This window comes from Kitasatospora sp. NPDC086009, from assembly GCF_044540385.1.
GTDB lineage: Bacteria > Actinomycetota > Actinomycetes > Streptomycetales > Streptomycetaceae > Kitasatospora.
This window is the reverse complement of sequence record NZ_JBITSA010000001.1, coordinates 367,385-389,699: the sequence shown is the minus strand read 5'-3', so window position 1 is coordinate 389,699 and position 22,315 is coordinate 367,385. Positions and strand designations below refer to the sequence as shown.

The following is a 22,315-nucleotide window of genomic DNA, read 5'->3' as shown; positions in this document are numbered from 1 at the left end:
GGTGAAGAGGTCTCCGGCGCGCTGCGGCCCGGCGCGGCCGCCCCTCTAGGATGGCGGCCGGTCCGCTACGGGGAGGTACGGGGATGGCGAGCGGCAGTGGCAACGGCGATGCCGGAGGCGGCACCTTCGCCCTCAAACCGTGGGAACTGCACGGTGAGGGGCGCGAGTTCGAAAAGATCTCGGAGGACTTCGGGAAGGCCGCCAGCACCTTGGAGCAGTCGCTCGCGGCGCTCGGCAGCCCGTGGGGGCAGGACCGGCCGGGCAGCGGATTCGCCGCCGCCTACAAGGACGCGCGCGGCGGTCTGCTCGGCGGTCTGCGCGGGCTGGCCGGGCAGCTGGGGCAGGTCGGCTCGGGGCTGCACACCATGGCCGAGCGGACCGTCGACGCGGAGACCGCGGCGGCCGCCGGCTTCGGCGGCGCGGCGGGGCAGGGCGGGCCGGTGACGCCCGCGGCAACCCCGGGGGCCCGTACGACCGTCCCCAAGGACAGGTCGGCCTGACGGCCGGGGCCGTCCGCCGGACGCGGACCGCGGGTGACGCGGTCCGTGCGCGGCGGTCGGCACCCCGTGTTCCGTCGCCGCCGTGCTCCGCCACGCCGTGGCCCGCACGTCGTGGCCCGCACACCGAAGTCCGCACGCCGCGGTCCGTACGTCGAAGTCCGTACGTCGAAGGGGGAAGCGCATGTCCCGCAAGCTGCCCGAGGAGCTGGCACCGCTGCTGGCCAGGACCGGCCACCAGTGGCCGCAGGCCGACGAGGACGGGCTGCGCAGGGCGGCCGGCCTCTGGCGCGACTTCGGCGTCGAGGCCGAGCGCCTCGGCAAGCGCGGCGGGGACTCCGCCAAGCGCGTCACCGGGGAGAACTCCGGCCGCGCGGTGGACGCCTTCGGCGAGTACTGGCGGGCGTTCAGCGGCCGCGGCACCGGCCACCTGGACGACGCGCACAGCGCCACGATCCTGGTGGCCGGCGCCTTCGACAAGGCCGCCCGGGCCGTCGACAGCTGCAAGGCCGACCTCGTCGCCACCCTCACCGAGCTGGCCGCCGAGCTGAAGAAGGCCGAGGAGCAGGCGGCCCGGGCCAAGGCGGCCGCGGCCGAGGTCGCCACCGCCACCCGCGGCGACGGAGCGGCGCCCGGCGGGGTCTTCGGCGGGCTGCGGCAGGGCCTCGGCGCGGTGGCGGCCGGGGTGCGCGACGCTGCCACCGAACACGTCGCCGAAGCGGTGGCGGCGGCCGCCGTCGAGTCCGCCGGGCTGAAGATCGGCGGCCTGCTGGACGAGCTCGGCCGGGCGATGAAGGACGGGCTGGACGGCACGCTCAAGGAGCCCGCCGTGGTCGCGCTGCTGCGCCTCGCGCCGGGCGGCGTCCCGGGGGTGCGTCCGGCGTCGTTCACCGGCGGGGCCTTCGACCCGGTCGCCGCCGGGCTGCCCGCCGTGCTCGGCGAGCCGGGCGTGCTGGGCGCGGACGGCGCGGGCCTGGCGGTGGTGCTCGGTCAGGACGGCCGGCCCGTGGTCGGCGTGCCGGGGCTGGCGGTCAAGCTCGACGAGGCCGGCCGACCGGTGCTCGACGAGCACGGAGACCCGGTCATCGTCCGGGCCGACGGCACGACGGTGACGGACCCGAGCGGGCTGCTCGTCGTCCAGGGCCCGGACGGCAAGCCGGTGGTGGGGGTCGAGGACCTCGCCGTGAAGGTGGACGAGCAGGGGCGGCCGGTGCTGGGCCGGGACGGCCTGCCGGTGCTGACCGACAAGGACGGCAAGGAGGTCCGCGGCATACCGCTGACCGACCCCGCGGCGGGCCGCGGGAACGGCCACGGACTGGACGGCAAACCGGGCGGGCCGCTCGCCGACGGGCCGGGCGCGGTGCTGCCGGGCGCACCCGGGGCGCCCGGCGTCCCCGGGGCCGGCACACCCGGGGCGGGGCCGGACGGCGTGGTCGTGATGGACGGCGCCGGCCGCCCCGGCCCGGGCGGTCCGGGGGAGCACCCGGACCGGACCCCGGACGGGGGCGGTACGGGGCCGCTGCGGACCGGTTCGGCCGGCGGCGACCGGACGCCGGACGGCCCGGGCCGTCCGGCCGCCCCGGCACAGTTCGCCAGTGGTGGCGGCGGCGACGGTGGTGGCGGTGGCGGTGGCGGTGGCGGCGCGGTCGGCTACGGCGGCCGGGCCGACGACGACTACCACCTGCCGCCCGCCCACCCGGGGGGTGGCGGCGGCGCGCCCGTGACCGTACGGACCGACTCGGTGCTCGCGCCGCCCGCACCGCAGGCCCCCGCCGCGCCCTCGCACCTCGGCGCGCCGGACGTGCCGTCCGGTGGCGGACCCGCCCAGGGCGGCCCGCACGGCACCTCCTACGGCGCCCAGTTCACCGTTCCGGTGGCCGCCGGGCCGACCGGCCCCGGTCCGCTGGCCGGCCCGTCCGGCGGTTCGTACCCGGGCCCGGTGGCGGCCGGGCACGGTCCGGCGCCGTTCGGCAGCGGGGTCGGCGCCGGACCGCCCGCCGCCGGGGGCGCCCCCGGCGCCGTCCCGGCCGGGCCCGTGGGCGCGGTCGGCCCGGTCGTCGTCCCCGGCCCGGGCACCCCGGCGGCCGGGGCCCCGGGCGCGTCCGGGACGCCCGGCGCCCCCGCCTCCGGACAGCAGGCGCCCGCCGAGGGCCGGCCGGGCGCCGGGGTGGGCGCGGGCGCCCCGCGGGGGGCCACCGGCACCCCGCACCCGGTCACCGCGCCCGGCCCGGTGACCGTCCTGCCGCCGTCGGCCCCGCCGGTCGCCGGCCCCGGCCGCCCCGAGGAACACCCGGAGGACCACCGCCGGCGCCCCGGCGGCTCCCCGGCCGAGGGCGGGGACAGCCTGGCCTGGGCCGCCGTCCCGGTCGCCACCGCGCACGCCCTGGCGCTCCAGCTGGCCCGGCGCGCCCTGCGCGGCGGCGGCGCCGAGGAGGAGTTCCAGGCGCGCCTGCGGACCATCGCCGACAGCCGCCCCTACGGACTGCCCGGCGGCCTGGCCCCGGTCGACCCGGAGCACCAGCGCGAGGTCGAGCGCCGGGCGCCCCGGGACGCGGCCGGTCTGCCCGTCCGCCACCCCGACCCGGCGGCCGGCGGCTGGACGGAGGTGGTCAACGCCGACGGCCCGCACGCCCCGGGCCGGGCGAACAACAGCCTGGAGATCGCGCTGTCCGCCGTCGACACCTTCACCGGCCGCCCGACCTGCGCCGCGCCCCGGATCCCCACCGAGGGCGACGCGGGGGAGCGCGGCGGCCGGGACCGTGCCGAACGCGAACTCGGCGCGCCCTTCCGCGACCTCGGCGACGGCGGCCCGGCCTTCGGCCGTCTCACCGGCGAACTGCGGCGGGCCGGCCACGGCGCCCAGGCCGTGCTGCTCACCCTGGACGGCTTCGGCCGTCCGCACGCCTGGAACGCCGTCAACCACCGGGACACCGTGACCTACCTCGACCACCAGGTCGGCCGCCGGGGGGCCGAGCCGCTGCACGACGCCGCCCACGGCCTCTGGGCGATCGCCCTCGACCCGGACGGGTGCCCGCTCGACCTCGCCGCGCGCCGTCCGGAGCCGGCGACGAGCGGCGCCCGGTGACCGCCGTCCTGAGCCGTCCCGAGCCGGCGGCGACCGCCGGCCGGTGGCCCGCCACCGGGCGCCGCGTCGGGCCGCTGATCGGCGGTGCCCGGTGACCCTCCGTCCACCCCTCTCCGCCCGCGCGCCCCTCCCGGCCCGCGTCCATGCAAGGAGCACCACCCTGTGACCACCCGCGCGCAGGCGGTCGAGGCCGCCCACCGCTGGATCAACGGCGAGCTGCCGAGGGCCTCCGCCGACGGCTCGACCGGGAGCCGGCGGGTGCACTCGCACGAGTTCGACCTCGGCTGGGTGGTCTGGGCGGAGCCCTCGCCGGTGGGGGTCGACCCGCTGACGGGGGAGCGGCGCGCACCCGAGGAGGTGGGGGCGGCCTGTGCGGTGGTGGACCGGATCACCGGGCGGTTCACCGTCTGGCCGTCCGTACCGGTGGACGAGGTGACCGCGCTCTACCGGGACTTCGTGGGCGCCGGCGCCCACGACCCGGCCCTGCCACCGGCCACCGGCCGGGGCACCCGGGCCGAGCTGACCTACCGTGACGACCTCGGCGAGGTCCGCTCGCTGGCGCTGCGCTCGGCGCCCGGGTTGCCGCACCCGGCGCTGCGCGGCTGGTGGTGGCTGCGCGAGCGGGGCGTCCGCCCGGAGGACGTGCTGGCCGTCCGCACCGACCTGCGGCTGAGCGCGCTGCCCGGCGGCTACTGGGCGTACGCGCTGGCCGCCGAGCTGCCGGGCGCCCGGGTGGAGGCCGAGCTGTCCTACGGACCGCGCTTCGACCACCGGGCGGCGGCCGTCCGCGCGCTCCCGGCCGAGCCCGGCGGACCGGTCCGCAACCGGGTGCCCTTCCCGCGCGGCGGCCCGGCCCCGGCCGCCGGAGCGGACGACGGGCTCGCGGCGCTGCTGGTGGAACGCTTCGGCGCCGGCGGCGTCCGGCGCTTCGACCCGGCCGACGTCGCCCGGGCCGACCTGCCGGAGGAAACCGCCCGGGTACTGCTGACGGTCGGCGTGCCCGTCGCGGTCGAGGGCTTCTTCGCGCTGCACCACCCGCGGCCGGACGCCATCGCCGACGGCACCCGGCCCGGTACGGTGCTGCCGCCGCTCGCCGCCCACCTGGCGCAGACCGGCCGCGGCACCCGGGTGGCCGAGCGGGAGCGCCTCGCACTGGCCCCACAACTGCTGCTCGGGACGGACGGCTGGGCGCTGATCGCCCTGGACACCGCCTGCGGCGCCGTCCGGGCCGTCGACCCCGACTACGCCACCGCCCGGCACTGCAACGCCGGGCCGGCGGCCTTCGTCCGCAGCCTGGCCCTGTTCGCCGGGTGGCTGCCCGGTCTGCCCGGGCTGGACCCGCGGACCGCCGGCACCGCCGTCGCCGAGCTGCAGCGCGCGCTGGCGGCGGTCGACCCGACGGTCTTCGACGACCCGGAGAACTGGTGGGCCGTCATCGTCGAGCAGCTGTGGGACGGTCTGCTGTGACGCCGGGGCGGCGCGTCCGGGTGACCCGCGGTGCGCCGCCGCCGGGCCGGAGCGGGCGGCGGGCGCACGCTGGAGGCGACCGCCGGCACGGTCAGGTTGTCGGACCGGTTCGCTGATCCCCCGCCGACGCGTCGACGAAGTCCCGGACGCCCGGCACCCCGCCGGACACCCGCGTCCGCCCGGCGTCCGAACCAGAGCTGGAGCCCGAGCCGTGACCGCCTCGCCCCGCACCGCCCACGCGGCCGTCCTCGCCGCCCTCGCGGTGCTGGCCGGCGGCTGCGCCCCCGCCCCCGAGCTCCGCGCCCGTCCGGTCGCGGCCGAGCGGAGCTGTGACGCCCCGACGGTGATCGGCCACCGGGGCGCCCCGCTCGACGCCCCCGAGAACACCATGGGCTCCTTCGAGACGGCCCTCGACCAGGGCGCCGACTGGCTGGAGACCGACGTCCAGACCACCCGGGACGGCGTGCCGGTCCTGATGCACGACCCCACCGTGGACCGCACCACCGACGGCCACGGCGCCGTCGCGGACCTGACCGCCGCTCAGGTCGCCGGGCTGCGGGTGACGGTCGGCCCCGGCCCGGCCGAGGCCGTGCCGACGCTGGAGCACCTGCTGAAGCGGCTCGCCGGCAGCCCCGTGACGCTGCTGATGGAGATCAAGTGGCAGCGGGCCGAGGACGTCGTCCGGATCGCCCGGATCGCCGCCGGCAGCGGCGCCCGGGTCTACCTGTACTCGTTCTCCGCCGAGCACCTGCGCCAGGCCCACGCCGCCGCCCCCGCCCTGCCGGTCGTCCTCATCCAGGGCGCCTCGCTCGCCGACGACCCCGGCGACCTGCCGCTGCACGGCATCGCCCTGGAGGGGGCGCTGGCCACCGCAGACCGGATCGCCGCCGAGCGCGCGGCCGGCCGCGAGGTCTACGTCTGGACGCTGGACGACGAGGCGTCCTGGCAGCTGATGACCGACCGGGACGCCGACGGCCTGATCACCAACGCCCCCGGCCGGGCCCGCCGCTGGGCCGACGCCGGTTGCCGCACCCTCCACCCGGCCGCGCCGCGGGGCACCCACCGGCCCTGAGCCGGCGCCGCTGGTCCGGACCAAGTCACCGGGCCCGGACCGCCGGACCAGCACGAATACCGACGCGCCAGGTCTGTCCGGAGGCGGGATCGCGTAGCGTGAAGGGCTATGCGACTCGGTGTTCTCGACGTAGGTTCCAACACGGTCCACTTCCTCGTGGTGGACGCGCACCCCGGTGCCGCCCCCGTCCCCGCCTACTCCCACAAGGCGGAGCTGCGGCTCGCCGAACTCCTCGACGACCGGGGCGCGATAAGTGAGCCCGGGGTGGCGAAGCTGGTCGGCATGGTCGCCTCCTCGCTGCGGGTCGCCGAGGACAAGGGCGTGCTCGACATCCTGCCGTTCGCCACCTCCGCCGTCCGGGAGGCCGCCAACGGCGAGGAGGTGCTGCGCCGGGTCGCCGAGGAGACCGGGGTCGAACTGCGGGTGCTCTCCGGGCAGGACGAGGCGCGGCTCACCTTCCTCGCCGTCCGCCGCTGGTTCGGCTGGTCCTCCGGCCGGCTGCTCAACCTGGACATCGGCGGTGGCTCGCTGGAGATCGCCTGCGGGCTGGACGAGCAGCCCGACGTGGCCTGTTCGCTGCCGCTGGGCGCCGGCCGGCTCACCGGCCGCTGGCTGCCCGGGGACGTCGCCGACCCGGAGGGCCTGCGCGAACTCAGACGCCACATCCGGGCCGAGATGGCCACCGTCGTCGGCGAGATCGCCCGGCTGGGCTCCCCCGACCACGCGGTCGCCACCTCCAAGACCTTCAAGCAGCTCGCCCGGATGACCGGCGCGGCCCCCGCCGACGCCGGCCCGTACGCCGACCGCCGGCTGACCCGCAGCAACCTCTCCGCCTGGCTGCCCCGGCTCTCCGCGATGACCGTCGCCGAGCGGGCGCAGATTCCCGGTGTCTCCGAGGGCCGCGCCAAGCAACTGCTGGCCGGCGCCCTGGTCGCCGACGCCGCGATGGACCTCTTCGGCCTGGACGAGCTCGACATCTGCCCATGGGCGCTGCGCGAGGGCATCATCCTGCGCCGCCTGGACACCATGGACGGCGCGGTCGACCGCCGCCGGCCCGCGCTCGCCACCTGAGGGGCGGTCCGGCCGGCCCGCGCCGGGAGGGCCGCTCCCCGTTCCGGGCGCGGTCCGCTTACGCTGTCTCCCGTGGCGCAACCAGCGGACGAGGACGGGACGCGGGAGGGCCGCGCTCCCGGGGACGGGCAGCCGCGGCCGGACACCCCGCGCCGCACGGACCCGCCGCCCGCGGCCGCCGGCGGCGAGCCGGCCGGGACCGGCGGTGTCGGACGGGCCCGCAAGCTGGGCAAGGCCGTGAAGGGTGCGAAGAGCGCGCGGAGTGCCGAGAGCGCGAAGAGCGCCAGGCCGGCCGGGGCTTCCGGGGATTCTGGTACTTCTGGGGCGGCGGCCGCGGCGAAGACCGCCCGGGCGGCCCGGAAGGCCACCGGCGGAGCGGTGAAGAAGGCGGCGAAGAAGGCCGCCAAGAAGGCGACGAAGAGGGCCCCCGGGCAGCCACCCGCGGCGGGGACCGCGACCGGCGGGACCGGCGGGACCGGCGCGGCGCCCCGCGGGACCCGGACCGCCCGGGCGGCCGGCGCCGCCAAGGCCGCCGTCCAGTCGGTGAAGTCCGTCAAGGCCGCCCGGCAGGCCGCGGCCCACCCGGCCCCGCTGCTGCGCACCACCGACCGCCTGGTCCTGCCCCCGCACCCCGGCCTGCGCATCCCCGACACCAAGGTCGCCCTCTCCACCGCCTCGGTCTACCCGGCCAACACCGCCATCGCCTTCGAGCTGGCCGAGCGGCTCGGCTACGACGGCGTCGAGGTGATGGTCTGGAACGACCCGGTCAGCCAGGACATCGAGGCGCTGCGCCGGCTCTCCGACGCCCACCGGATGCCGATCCTGGCCGTGCACGCGCCCTGCCTGCTGATCACCCAGCGGGTCTGGACCAGCGACCCGTGGACCAAGCTCGTCCGGGCCCGCGCGGCGGCCGAGAAGCTCGGCGCGAGCGCCGTCGTCGTCCACCCGCCGTTCCGCTGGCAGCGCCAGTACGCCCGGGACTTCGTCGAGGGCATCAACCGGATGGCGGGCGAGACCGACGTCCGCTTCGCCGTCGAGAACATGTACCCCTGGCGCTACCGCGACCGCGAGATGCTGGCCTACGCACCCGGCTGGGACGTCACGGAGGAGGAGTACCGGCACTTCACCATCGACCTCTCGCACGCCGCGACCTCCCGGATCGACGCGCTCGCCATGGTCGACCGGATGGGCGACCGGCTCGCGCACATCCACCTGGCCGACGGCAGCGGCTCCGGCAAGGACGAGCACCTGATCCCCGGCCGGGGCAAGCAGCCCTGCGCCGAACTGCTGGAGCACCTCGCCCGGACCGGCTTCGACGGCCACGTGGTGCTGGAGGTCAACACCCGGCGCTCCGCGTCCCCCGCCGAACGCGAGGCCGATCTCGCCGAGGCGCTCGCCTTCACCCGTCTGCACCTGGCCACCCCCGCCCGGGTACGCTGACCACGAACTGCCGTACCGAGGGGGACATATGACGGACAGCACGGACTACCGTCGGCTCGCCGGCTCGTTCGGCGCGGTGGCCGCCGAGTACGACCGGGCCCGTCCCTCGTACCCCGACGAGCTCTTCGACGCGCTGGAGCGCCTGGCCGGCCGCACCCTGAAGGGCGCCCGGGTGCTGGACGTCGGCGCCGGTACCGGTATCGCCACCCGGCTGCTGGCCGGCCGCGGCGCGGACGTGATCGCCGTCGAGCCCACCACCGGCATGGGCGCCCAGTTCCTCACCTCCTCGCCGGGCCTGCCGCTGGTCCGGGGCGACGGCGACGACCTGCCCTTCCACGACGGCTCGGCCGACTTCGTCACCTACGCCCAGGCCTTCCACTGGACGCACCCCGAGCGGTCCGTCCCCGAGGCGATCCGGGTGCTGCGCCCCGGCGGCGCGCTCGCGACCTGGTGGAACGTGAAGGACAGCGGCGTCGCCTGGGTGGCGGCGATGGGCGAGCGGCTCGCCAAGGCGCTCACCGGGACGTACCACGGCTACGGCGCGGTCAACGAGATCGTCTCGCACCTCGCCCCCCACGACCTGCGGATCGGCACCGCCACGCTGCGCTGGGAGCGCCGGGTCACCGTCGACCACGTGATCACCGACCTGGTCTCGCGCTCCTACCTGGCCTCCCTCGCCCCCGAGGAGCGGGCGCCGCTGCTGGCCGTCGAGCGCGAGGCGCTGCTGGCGGAGTTCCCGGACGGCTGGGTGGTCGAGCCGTACGTCCTGGACCTCACCGTGGCCCGGACCCCGGACGCCACGGCCTGACCGCATCGCGGACGCGGTGTCCGCCCGCCGGACGTCGGGCGTAGTCTCGAAAGACACAGCGGCCGCGCACCCTCCTCACCGGCGGGGCCGCCAGCAGCCTCCGAAGGAGTGGAGCACAGTGCCCGAGCTGAAGTCCCGTACGGTCACCCACGGTCGCAACATGGCAGGCGCCCGGGCGCTTCTCCGGGCCGCCGGCGTAGCCCGCGAGGACTTCGGCAAGCCGATCATCGCGGTCGCCAACTCCTTCACCGAGTTCGTCCCCGGGCACACCCACCTCCAGCCGGTCGGCCGGATCGTCTCCGAGGCGATCAAGCAGGCGGGCGGCATCCCGCGCGAGTTCAACACCATCGCGGTGGACGACGGCATCGCGATGGGCCACGGCGGCATGCTCTACTCGCTGCCCTCGCGCGACCTGATCGCCGACTCGGTGGAGTACATGGTGAACGCGCACTGCGCGGACGCCCTGATCTGCATCTCCAACTGCGACAAGATCACCCCGGGCATGCTGATGGCCGCCCTGCGCCTCAACATCCCGACCGTCTTCGTCTCCGGCGGCCCGATGGAGGCCGGCAAGGCCACCCTGGTCGACGGCACCGTGCGCAGGCTGGACCTGGTCGACGCGATCTCCCAGGCGGTCAACGAGAACGTCTCCGACGAGGACATCGCGATCATCGAGGAGAACGCCTGCCCGACCTGCGGGTCCTGCTCGGGCATGTTCACCGCCAACTCGATGAACTGCCTGACCGAGGCGATCGGCCTCTCGCTGCCCGGCAACGGCTCGGTGCTCGCCACCCACACCGCCCGCCGGGCGCTGTACGAGAAGGCCGGGCGGACCGTCGTCGAGATCACCAACCGGCACTACCAGCAGGACGACTACAGCGTCCTGCCCCGCTCGATCGCCACCCGGTCCGCGTTCGAGAACGCCATGGCGCTGGACATCGCGATGGGCGGCTCGACCAACACCATCCTGCACCTGCTCGCCGCCGCCCAGGAGGCCGAGCTGGACTTCGACCTGCGGGCCATCGACGCGGTCTCCCGCCGGGTGCCCTGCCTCTCCAAGGTCGCGCCCAACGGCTCGTACTACATGGAGGACGTCCACCGGGCCGGCGGCATCCCCGCCATCCTCGGCGAGCTCTACCGCGGCGGCATGCTCCACGAGGACGTGACCACCGTCCACTCCGACTCGCTCGCCGAGTGGCTGAAGACCTGGGACGTCCGCGGCGGCTCGCCGTCCGCCGAGGCCGTCGAGCTCTGGCACGCCGCCCCCGGCTGCGTCCGCTCCGCCGAGGCCTTCTCCCAGTCCGAGCGCTGGGAGTCGCTGGACACCGACGCCGCCAACGGCTGCATCCGCAGCGTCGAGCACGCCTACTCGGTCGAGGGCGGCCTGGCCGTGCTGTACGGCAACCTCGCCGAGGACGGCTGCATCGTGAAGACCGCCGGTGTCGACGAGTCGATCTGGACCTTCAGCGGCCCCGCGGTCGTCGTCGAGTCCCAGGAGGACGCCGTCGACGCGATCCTCACCAAGCGGATCAAGGAGGGCGACGTCGTCGTCATCCGCTACGAGGGCCCCAAGGGCGGCCCCGGCATGCAGGAGATGCTCTACCCGACCTCGTTCCTCAAGGGCCGGGGGCTCGGCAAGGCCTGCGCCCTGGTCACCGACGGCCGCTTCTCGGGCGGCACCTCGGGCCTGTCGATCGGCCACGCCTCCCCGGAGGCCGCCTCCGGCGGCACCATCGCGCTGGTCGAGGACGGCGACATCGTCGCCATCGACATCCCCGGCCGGACGATCTCGCTGGAGGTCCCCGCCGAGGTGCTGCACGAGCGCCGGCTGAAGCTGGAGGCCGGGGGCGGCTACCGTCCGAAGAACCGCGAGCGCCAGGTCAGCCAGGCGCTGCGGGCCTACGCCGCGATGGCCACCTCCGCCGACAAGGGCGCCGTCCGCGACGTCTCCAAGCTCGGCTGACACCCCCGCGCCACGAGGAGCCGTTCCGCCCCGGGCGGGACGGCTCCTCCCGCGTCGGCCGCCGGATGCTGTCTCGCGGGCGGGGCGCCGGGTGATAATCGGCCGTGTGAACGAGGACCCCACCCCCACCCCCAGGCCCGCCGGCGCCCCCGAGCCGGAACCGATCCGCTGGTTCGGCACCAGCTGGGTCGGCCGTGGCACCGACTACCGGCTGCGCCGGGTCGTGGTGCCGCTCGGCGCCCTGCTCGCGGCGGTGGCCGGGGCGTTCGTCCTGCGCTTCGCCGTCGAGGGCGTCCAGCTGTCCGACAACGGCGGGTTCGTCAACGGCCTGCTGGTCGCCGCCGTGGCGATCTGCTCCTGCCTGGCCGGGCTGCGCAACTGGAAGCTGCTCAGCGAGGGCAGGGACCAGCTGACCGGCTGGATGGCCGAGGACAAGTCGCTCGGCGTGGTCTGGGTCATCGGCGGGGTCGGCGCGCTGTTCGCCTACTTCCTGCGCGGCCTGGTCGAGGCCCCCGGCGAGGCCGTCAAGCGCGCCCGGTACGAGCGCGCCACCGCCCAGTACGGGCGGCGGCAGGCGGGCCGCGGCGGCCGGCCCGGCGCGAAGAAGGCGGCGCCGGGCCGGGGCGGGCGCAAGCGCTGAGCGGTCAGCTGCGGGTGATCGTGCCGCACTCGCCCCGCGCGGTCAGCTCCTTGGAGCGGTCGTACGGGTCGGTGGCCGGTCCGGTCCGCTCCGGGTCCGGCTGGGCGAACTGGGGGAACCGCGGGTGGAGGAAGCCGTCGTAGACCTCGCAGGCGGTGTTGCCGACCTCGGACCGGCGCTTGCCGAAGTTGATCTTCTTCGGGTTGTTCTGGTACTTGCCCGGGTCGTAGAACCGGAAGTCCTCCGTCTTGCGCACGATGGTGCGGGCGGTCCGGGTGTCCCCGGGGACGTCGGCCACCGGGAGCAGCAGGCCGACCGGCTTGACCGCGCCGTCCCCGGGCGCGGGCGGCGCGGGCGGCGCCGACCGCGGGGACTGCGCCGGGGCGCCCGGCGTCGGCCGCTGGGCCGTGGCGCGCTGGGCCGCCTCCGGGCCGGGACGCAGCGCGTAGACGTAGGTGAAGTCGGTGTGCACCACCACTCCCTTCTCGCCGTCGCCCTCGACGCTGATCCGGCCCTGCAGCCTGACCCCGTCGGCCACCTGGACCGCCTCGCGCGGATCGAAGCGGTCGAACGCCGAGGTGGGGTCGTCCTCCTTGCTGGGGCGGGCCAGCGCGATCTCCAGCTTGTCCCGGCTCTCCCGCTCCAGCATCGCCAGCGCGGCGTCCGGCCGGCCGCCCGCGATCACCTTCGGATCCAGGTTGGCCGCCGCCAGGTAGTCCTTCACCAGCTTGACCTGGGCGGCCACCTGCTCGGCGCCGAACACCCCGATGGCGCCGGGGGCCTGCGGCAGGTCGAAGGCGTCCATCGTGGTCGGCCAGTCCTTGGCGGGGGAGCCGGCCCACGGGCGGTCGACGGTGGGCTGCTCCTCGTCGACCGGTGAGGGCGCGCCGGTCGGCCGCGCGGTCTCCGGGGCGACCGGCGCGGCGGACGTGCCGGACCGGTCCGGGGCGGCGCCGAAGGTCGTCGAGAACCAGGAGCGCACGCCGTCGACGTTGAGCGCGCCCAGCAGCACGACCACCGTCAGCAGCACGTACAGCGGTGCCTGCCACCGCGGCCGCGGGCGGGCGTTGCCCCAGGGGTCGACCGGCTTCGGGGCGCGCCCGAAGCGCCCGGCCTTCCTCAGGCCGTCGTTCACCGAGCGCCGGCCGCCCGGGTCGACCGGCGGGGTGTGCTGCCACCGGGCGGAGAGCATCCGGGTGCGGCCCGCGGGCTCCTTGACGGCGGCCCCGCGGACGAACTCCTCGTCCAGGACGAGGTCGGCGAACGGGTCCTTCCCGCCCGCTCCGGACGGGTCCGCCCCGTCCGGGGCCCGGCCCTCGGACGGGCGCGGTTCTGGATCTTCGGCTATCGGCATCGCGCCAGTATGCCGACGGGGTGTGACAGGGAATCGATCGGGGGCACACCGTGTGGTGAACTCGGGTGCGGCGTGCGGGAATCACCCCGTTTTGTCCGGCTCGCGGGCCGTTGCTCAGCCCTTGCCGCGGGCCTGCTTCACCGAGCCGACCACGCCCGCGACGGCCAGCAGGAGACCGGCCGGCAGCAGCGAGAGGAAGAACGCGCCGAACAGGCCCGCGTCCCCGAGGATCGTCTGCGCCAGCATGTTCAGCACCAGCAGCCCGCCCGCGGCCGGCAGCGCCGACTTCCACGGATGCGCGTCCGCCCACCGGCGCAGCCGCCGGTCGGTGGTGTCCTTGCGCAGCTGGCCGCCCACCGTGCCGACCAGGAAGAAGAAGAACAGGGCCCAGCCGGCCGGTCCGGCCAGCATGCTCAGCGACCAGTCGCCGGTGATCGCGTCGATCCCCAGGGCGGTCGCCCCCACCACCGCACCGACTCCCGCGGCCGTCCGCCACGGCCCAAGCGTCGCGGCGGCGACGGCGGCTTGCCGGTTCTCACGTCGGGACATCTCTCCGTGTGCCATGCCTCCACGGTGCGCCCGCGCACGGCCCGAAGCCATAGGGGAGAACCCCGAGTTTCTCCCTAGGGCGGACGCCCCCGGGCCCGGCCCCGGGGCGGACGCCGCCGTGCCCTTCCGCAGGGTGGACGGTCCCGCCGCGGGCGGGGGAGCGGTGCGAGGATGGCGGCAGGAACGGATGCAAGGAGCGGGCATGGGCAGCGGCGCGGCGCACGGGCAGAAGATCGCCTTCCTCGGGACGGGCAAGATCGGGGAGGCCCTGCTCTCCGGTCTGCTGCGGGCCGGCAAGGACCCGGCGGACGTCCTGGTGACCGCCCGCCGGCCGGAGCGGGCCGCCGAGCTGGCCGCGAAGTACGGCGTCGGCGTGGTGGCCAACCACGAGGCCGCCAAGCTCGCCGACACCCTGATCCTCGCGGTGAAGCCGCAGGACATGGGCACCCTGCTGGACGAACTGGCGCCGCACGTCGGCGCGGACCGGCTGGTCATCTCGGCCGCGGCCGGCATCCCCACCGCCTGGTTCGAGGAGCGGCTGGCGCCCGGTACCCCGGTGGTCCGGGTGATGCCCAACACGCCCGTCCTGGTGGACGAGGGCATGAGCGTGATCTCCGGCGGCTCGCACGCGACCGAGGCGCACCTGGAGCGGGCCGAGGAGATCTTCCGCTCGGTCGGCAAGGCGCTGCGGCTGCCGGAGTCCCAGCAGGACGCGGCGACCGCGCTCTCCGGTTCGGGCCCGGCGTACTTCTACTTCCTGGTCGAGGCGATGACGGACGCCGGCATCCTGCTCGGCCTGCCCCGGCACGTGGCGCACGACCTGATCGTGCAGTCCGCGATCGGCGCCTCGGTGATGCTGCGGGACTCCGGCGAGCACCCGGTGAAGCTGCGCGAGGCGGTCACCTCGCCGGCCGGCACCACCATCGCGGCCATCCGCGAGCTGGAGAACCACGGGGTGCGGGCCGCGCTGCTGGGCGCCCTGGAGGCGGCCCGGGACCGCTCCCGGGAGCTGGCCTCCGGCGGCCGGTAGGCCGCCCAGTAGGCTCGGCCGCATGGCCTACGACCTGGTGATCTTCGACAACGACGGCGTGCTGGTGGACAGCGAGCCGCTCTCCAACCGGTTGCTCGCCGAGTACCTCACCGAACTCGGCTACCCGACCACGATCGAGGACTCCTACCGGGACTTCATGGGCACCGCGGCCCACCGGATCCACGACGTGATCGCCGAGCGGCACGACGGCGCGAAGCTGCCGGAGGGCTTCGACGAGCTGTTCCACGGCCGGGTGTTCGCCGCCTTCGACGCCGAACTCACCGCCGTGCGGGGCGCGGAGACGCTGCTGAAGGAACTCGGGCAGCGCTCCGTGCCGTTCTGCCTGGCCTCCTCGGCGCACCACGCGTGGATCCGCACCGCCCTCGACGTCACCGGTCTGCGCGGGTACTTCGCCGAGGAGCGGATCTTCAGCGCGCAGGACGTCGGCGTCGGCAAGCCGGCCCCCGACCTCTTCCTGCACGCCGCCCGCGCCCTCGGCGTCGACCCGGCCCGCTGCCTGGTGCTGGAGGACAGCGTCAACGGCGTGCTGGCCGCCCGGGCGGCCGGGATGGACGTCTACGGCTACACGGCGCTCACCGACCCGGCGCGGCTGACGGCGGCGGGCGCCACCGGGCTGATCGGGGACCTCGCCGAGGCCGCCGCGCTGCTCGGCTGAGCGGCCGGGCCCGGACCGGCGTGCGCACCCCCTCCCCAAAAGCCGCGCCACCCCCTACGCTCTCGCCAACATCGTTGTACCGGCCAGTAGCGAGGTGTGCGTGAAGATCGGGACGGCGCCCGGTGCCGCGGCACCGCCACGGCTGCGGGCGGGCCGGGCCGCGCTCACCGCGAGCTTCCTGCTCCAGGGCGTCACCTTCGCGCTGCTGGTCACCTGCATCCCCGAGATCCAGGACCGGTACGGGCTGAGCGACGCGCTGCTGCCGGTCTTCCTGGCCGCCGTGCCGATCCTGGCCGGCGTCGGGTCGATCGTCTCCGAGCAGCTGGTGCGGCGGGCCGGCGCGCGGGCGGTGCTGCGGGTCGTCCAGCCCGCCGTCTGCCTCAGCCTGGCCGGCGCCGGGTTCGGCCGCACGCTCTGGCAACTCGCGCTCGCGCTCGGCGCGTTCGGCCTGCTGGTCGGCGCGCTGGACGCCAGTATGAACATGCTCGGGGTCGGCCTGCAGCGCCGCTACGGGCGCTCGATCATGCTCGGCTTCCACGCCGCGTTCAGCCTCGGCGGCATCCTCGGCACGGTGGTCACCGGCCTCGGTTCGCACTACCACCTCGGCCTGCCCGTGCTGTTCGGGACGGCCGCCGTGGTGATCGCCCCGCTCGCGGTGCTGGCCGGGACGCGGTTCGCCGGGCCCGCCGAGCTCGGTGACGCCGTCCGGGAGGCCGCCGAGGCCGCGGCCCGGAGCGTCCCGTGGCGGCCGCTGCTGCCGCTCTGCCTGGCGATGGCCTTCGCGTACATCGCCGACGCCTCGGTCTCCAACTACAGCGTCAAGTACCTCACCGACGGCCTGGGCAGCGCCGAGGACGTGGCGAAGCTGTCCTACCTCGGCTACATGGTGGCGATGCTGCTCGGCCGTGCGCTGGGCGACCGCGCGGTGCAGCGCTGGGGCGCCGTCCCGGTGGTCCGCGGCGGCGCCGCGCTGGCCGCGCTGGGCTTCGCGATCGCCGCCGCCGCGCCCGGTGCGGCCGCCGGCATCGCCGGGTTCACCGTGCTCGGCTTCGGGATCTGCGCGATCATCCCGCAGGTCTTCGCGGCCGGCGGGCGGCTCCTCCCGGACGACTCGGACGCCGCCGTGGCCCGGCTCAACCTCTTCAACTACGTGGGCTTCCTGATCGGTTCGCCGCTGGTGGGCGCGATCGCCGACGCCAGTTCGTACCGCTGGGCGCTGCTCGCCCCGATGCTCCTGGTGCTCGCCGTCCTCCCGCTGGCCGACCGCTTCGCCCCCGCCCCGGCGCTCGTCCCGGCGCGGGCCTGACGGCGGCGCCGCGCCGCGTGGCGCTCAGCCTTCGCGGATCTCGTCCAGCGACTCCCGCATCAGGGCCTTGGCGCGGGTGAACCAGTCCGCGAGCACGGCGATCTCGTCCGGGGTGTAGTCGGCGAACAGGCGGCCGAACCGCTCGTACATCGGGCCGTAGACCTGGAGGATGCGGGCCTGCGCGGAGTCCTCCATCACCACCCGTACCCGGCGGCGGTCGGTCGGGTCGGCCTCGCGTCGGGCGTACCCGGACTTCTCCAGCCGGTTGAGCACGCCCGTCACCGCGCCGGTGGTGAGCTGCGCCCGCTCGGCGAGGTCGCCGGCGGCGAGCGGCTCCCCGGCCATGGCCGCCTCGATGACGAAGCCGAGGCAGGTGAGGTCGGTGACGTTCAGCCCGAGCCGGGCGGCGACGTCCTGCTGTCCGAACTGGGCGAGCGCGATCATCCGGTCCATCGCGTACTGCGCCTGCTCGGTCGTCGCCCGCGGGCGCGGCTTGCCCTCCACGGAGCATCTCCTTAGTATCTAAGTTGCTTAGCTCGCGAGATAAAACGTCGGTCGCGGCCCGCTCCCCGGGCGCGCCGACCGTCCGCGAAGCCCATCACAGCGGAACCCCATCACACCAAAGAGGGAGACATGGGCGCACACGACGAGCACGACATGGGCCACACCGTCGCCGGCTGGACGGGTGTCGCGATCGCGATCGCCGGCAGCGCGGTCGCCGGGGTGGCCTTCGCGGCGGGCTCGGCCGCCGCGTTCTGGACCGGCCTCGCCGTCGCCGCGGCCGGCGCGCCCGCCGCCTGGCTGCTGCACCTCGCGGGCTGGGGCAAGGCCACCGGGCCCCGCCCGGCCGGCCGCCGGCACTGGCGCACCCGGGACACCGCCGCCCGGGCCGGCCACGCCGACTGCCTCGGCTGCCGGCTGGCGGGCCGCACCGGCGTCGCCGCCGCGCCCGCACCGGCGCCCGCGCCGGCACCCGCGCCGGGCCCGGCCGCCCGGCTCTCCCGGAGGTAGGCCCGCGCCCGGGCGGGCCGTCCACCGGCCCCCGGGGGGTGTGACCTGGCGGCGGTCGCGGCGCGCGCACGCACTACCGTGGACGCCATGCCCGAAGCCGAGCGTGACACCCCCTGCGGCCTGCACCTCTTCTGGGACGAGGCCGTCACCGCCTACGACTTCGGTCCCGGCCACCCGATGGACCCGGACCGGCTGGCGCTCACCATGCGCCTGGTGGAGTCCCTCGGGCTGAGCGCGGGGCCCGGCGTCACCGTCCGGTCCGCACCGCCCGCCGGCGACTCAACCCTGCGGCTGGTGCACACCCGGGAGTACGTCGCGGCGGTCAAGCACGCGGCCGCCCACCCCGAGGAGGTGGACCTGCGGCACGGGCTCGGCACCGACGACAACTGGGCCTTCCCCGCCGTCCACTCCGCCTCCGCGCTGATCGCCGGGCAGTCGGTCGCCGCCGCCGAGGCGGTCTGGCGCGGCGAGACCCCGCACGCCGTCAACTTCGCGGGCGGACTGCACCACGCGATGCCCGCCCGGGCGTCCGGCTTCTGCATCTACAACGACCCCGCGCTCGCCATCGCCCGGCTGCTCGAACTCGGCGCCGAGCGGGTCGCCTACGTCGACGTGGACGTCCACCACGGGGACGGCGTCCAGCAGGCGTTCTGGGACGACCCCCGGGTGCTCACCGTCTCGCTGCACGAGCACCCCGCCACGCTCTTCCCGCAGACCGGCTGGGCCACCGAGACCGGCGGCCCGGCCGCGCCCGGCTCGGCGGCCAACCTGCCGCTGCCGGCCGGTACCGGTGACTCCGGCTGGCTGCGCGCCTTCCACGCCCTGGTGCCCGAACTGCTGGCCGCCTTCCGCCCGCAGGTGCTGGTCACCCAGCACGGCGCGGACACCCACCTGGAGGACCCGCTCGCCCACCTCGCCGTCACCGTGGACGCCCAGCGGATGATCGCCCAGGAACTGCACGCCCTGGCCCACGAGCACGCCGACGGCCGCTGGATCGCGCTGGGCGGCGGCGGGTACGCCGTCGTGGACGTCGTCCCGCGGACCTGGACCCATCTGGTCGCCACCGCCGCCGGCCGGCCCGTCGACCCGGCCACCGAGACCCCGGAGGCCTGGCGCGCCGAGGTCTACCGGCGCACCCGCCGGCCGGCCCCGCTGCGGATGACCGACGGCGCCCGGCCGGTCTGGCGGGACTTCGACGCGGGATACGATCCGGCCGACCGCCTCGACCAGGCGATCCTGGCCAGCCGCCGCGCCGTGCTGCCGCACCACGGCCTGCTGCCCTGAATCCCGGCCCCCGGTTGTGGAGGCGCCGGGCGGTGCGCACGACCCCTGCGACAGACCGCCGAGTGACTACGTACTGCAACAGGACTATCTCTCACCGTACGAGGACTGGGCTTCTCCCTCTTCCCACTGGTACCACCCATAACTACTCTGGGGATACACGTGTGCCGGTGGAGTCACCGGAGGGGAAGCCGGTGCCTTGCACACGGGTAAGGGTCGGGTGATGGTCATGAGTTCCGGCGAACGCCCCCTGCAGGAAGTCGTCTTCCTGACCGTGGCCGAAGTGGCCGCGGTCATGCGGGTGTCCAAGATGACGGTGTACCGATTGGTGCACAGCGGAGAGCTGCCGGCCATCCGGGTCGGTCGGTCCTTCCGGGTGCCCCAGCAGGCGGTGCACGAGTACCTCAAGGAGTCCTACGTGCGGCTCGAAAGCGCGTAGGACTCGGCTGACGTGGGCGGGGGTCACAGCCGGTGGCCCCCGCGCTCGTTTGCCGCGGATTTCCCGCGAGTTTCCCGGTCCGGGGAGCACGATTACGGCCCTGGCCGCGTGGACGGTAGGCTAGGCCCTCCGTCAGTCGTATGGACTCCGTCTCTCACGGACGGGAGTCTCAGTGAGCGAGGGTTGTTCCGTGGGCTCTGTCATCAAGAAGCGTCGTAAGCGTATGGCCAAGAAGAAGCACCGCAAGCTTCTGAAGCGCACCCGCGTGCAGCGTCGCAACAAGAAGTAAGCGCCCGCCGCGCCCTGCGCGCCCGGTGCTTCCACCGCCCGTCCAGGCCCTCGTGGCCCGGGCGGGCGGTGTCGTCTCACGGCCCGCCACGGCGGCGCGGTACGGTGCACGCAGGCCCGCCGAGGCCGAGGAATGGGGTGCAGCACTGTGGGCATGGTCGTGCTCGTCACCGGCGTGGCGCGCCACCTCGGAGCCCGGTTCGTCGCGGAGCTCCGCCGCCGGCCCGACGTCGACCTGGTGGTCGGCGTGGACGTGCAGCCGCCCCGGCACCCCGTCGAGGAACCGGACGGCCCCGCCGCCCCGTACCGCTTCCACCAGGTGGACCTGCGCCGCCCGGCGGTCGCCCGGGTGATCGCCGAGCACCGGGTCGACACCGTCGTCCACCTCGCCGTCAGCGCCACCGGACTGGGCTCCACGAACCGCTCCTCGGTCAAGGAGTCCAACGTCATCGGCACCATGCAGCTGCTCGGCGCCTGCCAGAAGGCCCCCGGAGTGCGCCGGCTGGTGGTGAAGTCGACCACCGGCGTGTACGGCTCGGCGCCGCGCGACCCGGCCGTGTTCACCGAGCGGACCCAGCCCAAGAACCTGCCGGGCGGCGGCTTCGCCAAGGACGCGGTGGAGGTCGAGGGCTACGTCCGCGGCTTCGCCCGCCGCCGCCCCGACGTCGCGGTGACCGTCCTGCGGTTCGCCAACATCGTCGGCCCCGGCGCGGACACCCCGCTCGTCGAGTACTTCGCGCTGCCGGTCCTGCCCACCGTCCTCGGCTACGACCCCCGGCTGCAGTTCGCCCACGAGGACGACGTCGTCGAGGTGCTCTGCCGGGCGGCGCTGCCGCCGGAGCCGGACACCGTCAACACCGGCACCTTCAACGTGGCGGGGGAGGGCGTCCTGCTGCTCTCCCAGTGCGCCCGCCGGCTCGGCCGGCCGACCCTGCCGTTGTTGCTGCCCGCGATCAGCTGGATGGCGGCGCTGGCCCGGCAGACCAGGATGGTCGACTTCTCGCCGGAGCAGCTGCGGCTGCTCACCCACGGCCGGGTGGTGGACACCGCCCGGCTGCGCGAGACCTTCGGCTACCGGCCGCGGTTCACCACCGCCGAGGCCTTCGCCGACTTCGCCGCCGCCCAGTCCGCCGGCCTGCTGCCGCCCGCGCGGCTCGCCGCCGTCACCGACGGGCTGGCCGCGCTGCTCGGGCCGGAGTACGCGCGGGCCGCCCGTTCCCATGCCAGCCGACCCAGGAGCTGAACCCGCGATGAGTGCCGCTGCCGAGAACGCGCCGGGCCAGGCCAAGGTCATCCCGATCGAGTCCGCGCCGAGCTGGAGCGAGCCCGACCGCCCCGCCGGCCTGGCCGACCAGCTCGCCGACGCCGTCGGCGGGGCGCTGGCCGGCCGGCTCGGCCCGGCCGCCACCCGGCTGTTCGGCAAGGGCTGGGAGGGCCGGGCCGCCGAGCGCCTCGCCTTCCTGCGCCGCCGGGTCACCGGTGACTACGAGGTGGACGAGTTCGGCTTCGACCGCGAGCTCACCGAGGAGGTGCTGCTCTCGCTGCTGCGCCCGCTCGCCGAGAAGTACTTCCGGGTCGAGGTGCGCGGGATCGAGAACATCCCGGCCGAGGGCGGCGCGCTGATCGTCGCCAACCACTCCGGGACGATCCCGTTGGACGCCCTGATGACCCAGGTCGCCATCCACGACCACCACCCGAGCCGGCGGTACCTGCGGATGCTCGCCGCCGACCTGGTCTTCGTGCTGCCCGGCATCAACGAGCTGGCCCGCAAGGCCGGTCACACGCTGGCCTGCAACGAGGACGCCCAGGCGCTGCTGGAGCGCGGCGAGCTGGTCGGGGTCTGGCCGGAGGGCTTCAAGGGCATCGGCAAGCCCTTCTCCGAGCGGTACAAGCTGCAGCGCTTCGGGCGCGGCGGCTTCGTCTCCTCGGCGCTGCGGGCCCGGGTGCCGATCGTCCCCTGCGCGATCGTCGGGGCGGAGGAGACCTATCCGATGATCGGCAACTTCCGGACGCTGGCCCGGCTGCTGGGGCTGCCGTACGTGCCGGTGACGCCGACCTTCCCGTGGCTCGGGCCGCTCGGCGCGGTGCCGCTGCCGACCAAGTGGACGATCCAGTTCGGCGAGCCGATCGCCACCGACGGCCACCCGGTGGAGGCGGCGGACGATCCGATGCTGACCTTCGACCTCGCCGACGAGGTGCGCGAGACCATCCAGCACACCCTCTACAAGCTGCTGGTGCAGCGGCGTTCGGTGTTCTTCTGAGGCCGTCCGCCGGTGCCCGTGAGGCACGGACGCGGGAGGGGCCCGGCGGATACCGCCGGGCCCCTCCCGCGTCGCGG

At 75.7% G+C, this 22,315-nt stretch carries 21 protein-coding genes; 18 read left to right on the top strand and 3 right to left on the bottom strand.

Going from position 1 to position 22,315, the window contains the following annotated elements; translation table 11 throughout:
• Window positions 1-83 precede the first annotated feature (83 nt).
• The 9 genes from ACIF6L_RS01840 to ACIF6L_RS01800 all read left to right on the top strand — a co-directional run bounded on the left by ACIF6L_RS01840 (window position 84) and on the right by ACIF6L_RS01800 (window position 12,043).
• Window positions 84-500: a hypothetical protein gene (locus ACIF6L_RS01840; RefSeq protein ID WP_329488330.1), complete on the top strand. Its 417-nt coding sequence runs from the start codon at window positions 84-86 to the stop codon at window positions 498-500.
• 181 nt (window positions 501-681) lie between these two features.
• The gene (locus ACIF6L_RS01835) at window positions 682-3,582 is read left to right on the top strand and encodes a toxin glutamine deamidase domain-containing protein (RefSeq protein WP_396485790.1); all 2,901 of its coding nucleotides are present in this window, start codon (window positions 682-684) and stop codon (window positions 3,580-3,582) included.
• 162 nt (window positions 3,583-3,744) lie between these two features.
• A complete protein-coding gene (locus tag ACIF6L_RS01830; RefSeq protein ID WP_396485788.1) occupies window positions 3,745-5,049 on the top strand; it encodes an SUKH-4 family immunity protein in 1,305 nt (434 codons plus the stop codon).
• A gap of 211 nt (window positions 5,050-5,260) precedes the next feature.
• Window positions 5,261-6,121 carry a glycerophosphodiester phosphodiesterase gene (locus ACIF6L_RS01825; RefSeq protein WP_396485787.1) on the top strand — a complete coding sequence of 287 codons (861 nt, stop codon included), beginning with the start codon at window positions 5,261-5,263 and terminating at the stop codon, window positions 6,119-6,121.
• Window positions 6,122-6,229: 108 nt separating this feature from the next.
• Window positions 6,230-7,192, top strand: a complete 963-nt coding sequence (locus tag ACIF6L_RS01820) for a Ppx/GppA phosphatase family protein (RefSeq protein ID WP_329488325.1) — start codon at window positions 6,230-6,232, stop codon at window positions 7,190-7,192.
• 636 nt (window positions 7,193-7,828) lie between these two features.
• Window positions 7,829-8,632 carry a sugar phosphate isomerase/epimerase gene (locus tag ACIF6L_RS01815; RefSeq protein ID WP_352286385.1) on the top strand — a complete coding sequence of 268 codons (804 nt, stop codon included), beginning with the start codon at window positions 7,829-7,831 and terminating at the stop codon, window positions 8,630-8,632.
• Between the two features lie 28 nt (window positions 8,633-8,660).
• Window positions 8,661-9,440: a class I SAM-dependent methyltransferase gene (locus tag ACIF6L_RS01810; protein ID WP_396485785.1), complete on the top strand. Its 780-nt coding sequence runs from the start codon at window positions 8,661-8,663 to the stop codon at window positions 9,438-9,440.
• A gap of 118 nt (window positions 9,441-9,558) precedes the next feature.
• Window positions 9,559-11,403: a dihydroxy-acid dehydratase gene (gene ilvD, locus ACIF6L_RS01805; RefSeq protein WP_329488323.1), complete on the top strand. Its 1,845-nt coding sequence runs from the start codon at window positions 9,559-9,561 to the stop codon at window positions 11,401-11,403.
• 106 nt (window positions 11,404-11,509) lie between these two features.
• Window positions 11,510-12,043 (top strand): hypothetical protein, encoded by a 534-nt coding sequence (locus ACIF6L_RS01800; protein ID WP_329488322.1) that lies wholly within the window; start codon window positions 11,510-11,512, stop codon window positions 12,041-12,043.
• 4 nt (window positions 12,044-12,047) lie between these two features.
• Here the strand turns inward: ACIF6L_RS01800 and ACIF6L_RS01795 are convergent, their stop codons facing one another.
• Together ACIF6L_RS01795 and ACIF6L_RS01790 are read right to left on the bottom strand one after the other, a co-directional pair.
• Window positions 12,048-13,397, bottom strand: a complete 1,350-nt coding sequence (locus ACIF6L_RS01795) for a hypothetical protein (protein ID WP_396485783.1) — start codon at window positions 13,395-13,397, stop codon at window positions 12,048-12,050.
• 114 nt (window positions 13,398-13,511) lie between these two features.
• Entirely contained in the window at window positions 13,512-13,961 is a 450-nt protein-coding gene (locus ACIF6L_RS01790) for a hypothetical protein (RefSeq protein WP_359805142.1), read from the bottom strand.
• 187 nt (window positions 13,962-14,148) lie between these two features.
• Between ACIF6L_RS01790 and proC the strand changes: the two genes are divergently transcribed.
• The 3 genes from proC to ACIF6L_RS01775 all read left to right on the top strand — a co-directional run bounded on the left by proC (window position 14,149) and on the right by ACIF6L_RS01775 (window position 16,958).
• Window positions 14,149-14,976, top strand: coding sequence for a pyrroline-5-carboxylate reductase (gene proC, locus ACIF6L_RS01785; RefSeq protein ID WP_329488318.1), 828 nt, complete (start codon window positions 14,149-14,151; stop codon window positions 14,974-14,976).
• A gap of 22 nt (window positions 14,977-14,998) precedes the next feature.
• Complete coding sequence (locus tag ACIF6L_RS01780) at window positions 14,999-15,652, top strand: HAD family hydrolase (RefSeq protein WP_329488317.1); 654 nt, start codon at window positions 14,999-15,001, stop codon at window positions 15,650-15,652.
• 100 nt (window positions 15,653-15,752) lie between these two features.
• Entirely contained in the window at window positions 15,753-16,958 is a 1,206-nt protein-coding gene (locus ACIF6L_RS01775) for an MFS transporter (protein WP_329488316.1), read from the top strand.
• A 24-nt stretch (window positions 16,959-16,982) separates the two neighbouring features.
• On the opposite strand, the gene ACIF6L_RS01770 is transcribed toward ACIF6L_RS01775, so the two are convergent.
• Window positions 16,983-17,462 (bottom strand): MarR family transcriptional regulator, encoded by a 480-nt coding sequence (locus ACIF6L_RS01770; protein WP_396485780.1) that lies wholly within the window; start codon window positions 17,460-17,462, stop codon window positions 16,983-16,985.
• A 129-nt stretch (window positions 17,463-17,591) separates the two neighbouring features.
• On the opposite strand from ACIF6L_RS01770, the gene ACIF6L_RS01765 reads away from it, so the two are divergent.
• From ACIF6L_RS01765 to ACIF6L_RS01740, 6 genes are all read left to right on the top strand, one after another.
• Window positions 17,592-17,969 carry an HGxxPAAW family protein gene (locus ACIF6L_RS01765; RefSeq protein ID WP_396485778.1) on the top strand — a complete coding sequence of 126 codons (378 nt, stop codon included), beginning with the start codon at window positions 17,592-17,594 and terminating at the stop codon, window positions 17,967-17,969.
• A gap of 87 nt (window positions 17,970-18,056) precedes the next feature.
• Window positions 18,057-19,253, top strand: coding sequence for an acetoin utilization protein AcuC (locus ACIF6L_RS01760; protein ID WP_396485776.1), 1,197 nt, complete (start codon window positions 18,057-18,059; stop codon window positions 19,251-19,253).
• Between the two features lie 226 nt (window positions 19,254-19,479).
• Entirely contained in the window at window positions 19,480-19,689 is a 210-nt protein-coding gene (locus ACIF6L_RS01755) for a helix-turn-helix domain-containing protein (protein ID WP_148644250.1), read from the top strand.
• Between the two features lie 190 nt (window positions 19,690-19,879).
• Window positions 19,880-19,978 (top strand): 30S ribosomal protein bS22, encoded by a 99-nt coding sequence (locus ACIF6L_RS01750; protein WP_003948845.1) that lies wholly within the window; start codon window positions 19,880-19,882, stop codon window positions 19,976-19,978.
• 147 nt (window positions 19,979-20,125) lie between these two features.
• The gene (locus tag ACIF6L_RS01745; protein WP_396486178.1) at window positions 20,126-21,220 is read left to right on the top strand and encodes an NAD-dependent epimerase/dehydratase family protein; all 1,095 of its coding nucleotides are present in this window, start codon (window positions 20,126-20,128) and stop codon (window positions 21,218-21,220) included.
• A gap of 7 nt (window positions 21,221-21,227) precedes the next feature.
• Window positions 21,228-22,238: a lysophospholipid acyltransferase family protein gene (locus ACIF6L_RS01740; RefSeq protein ID WP_352286180.1), complete on the top strand. Its 1,011-nt coding sequence runs from the start codon at window positions 21,228-21,230 to the stop codon at window positions 22,236-22,238.
• Window positions 22,239-22,315 lie beyond the last annotated feature (77 nt).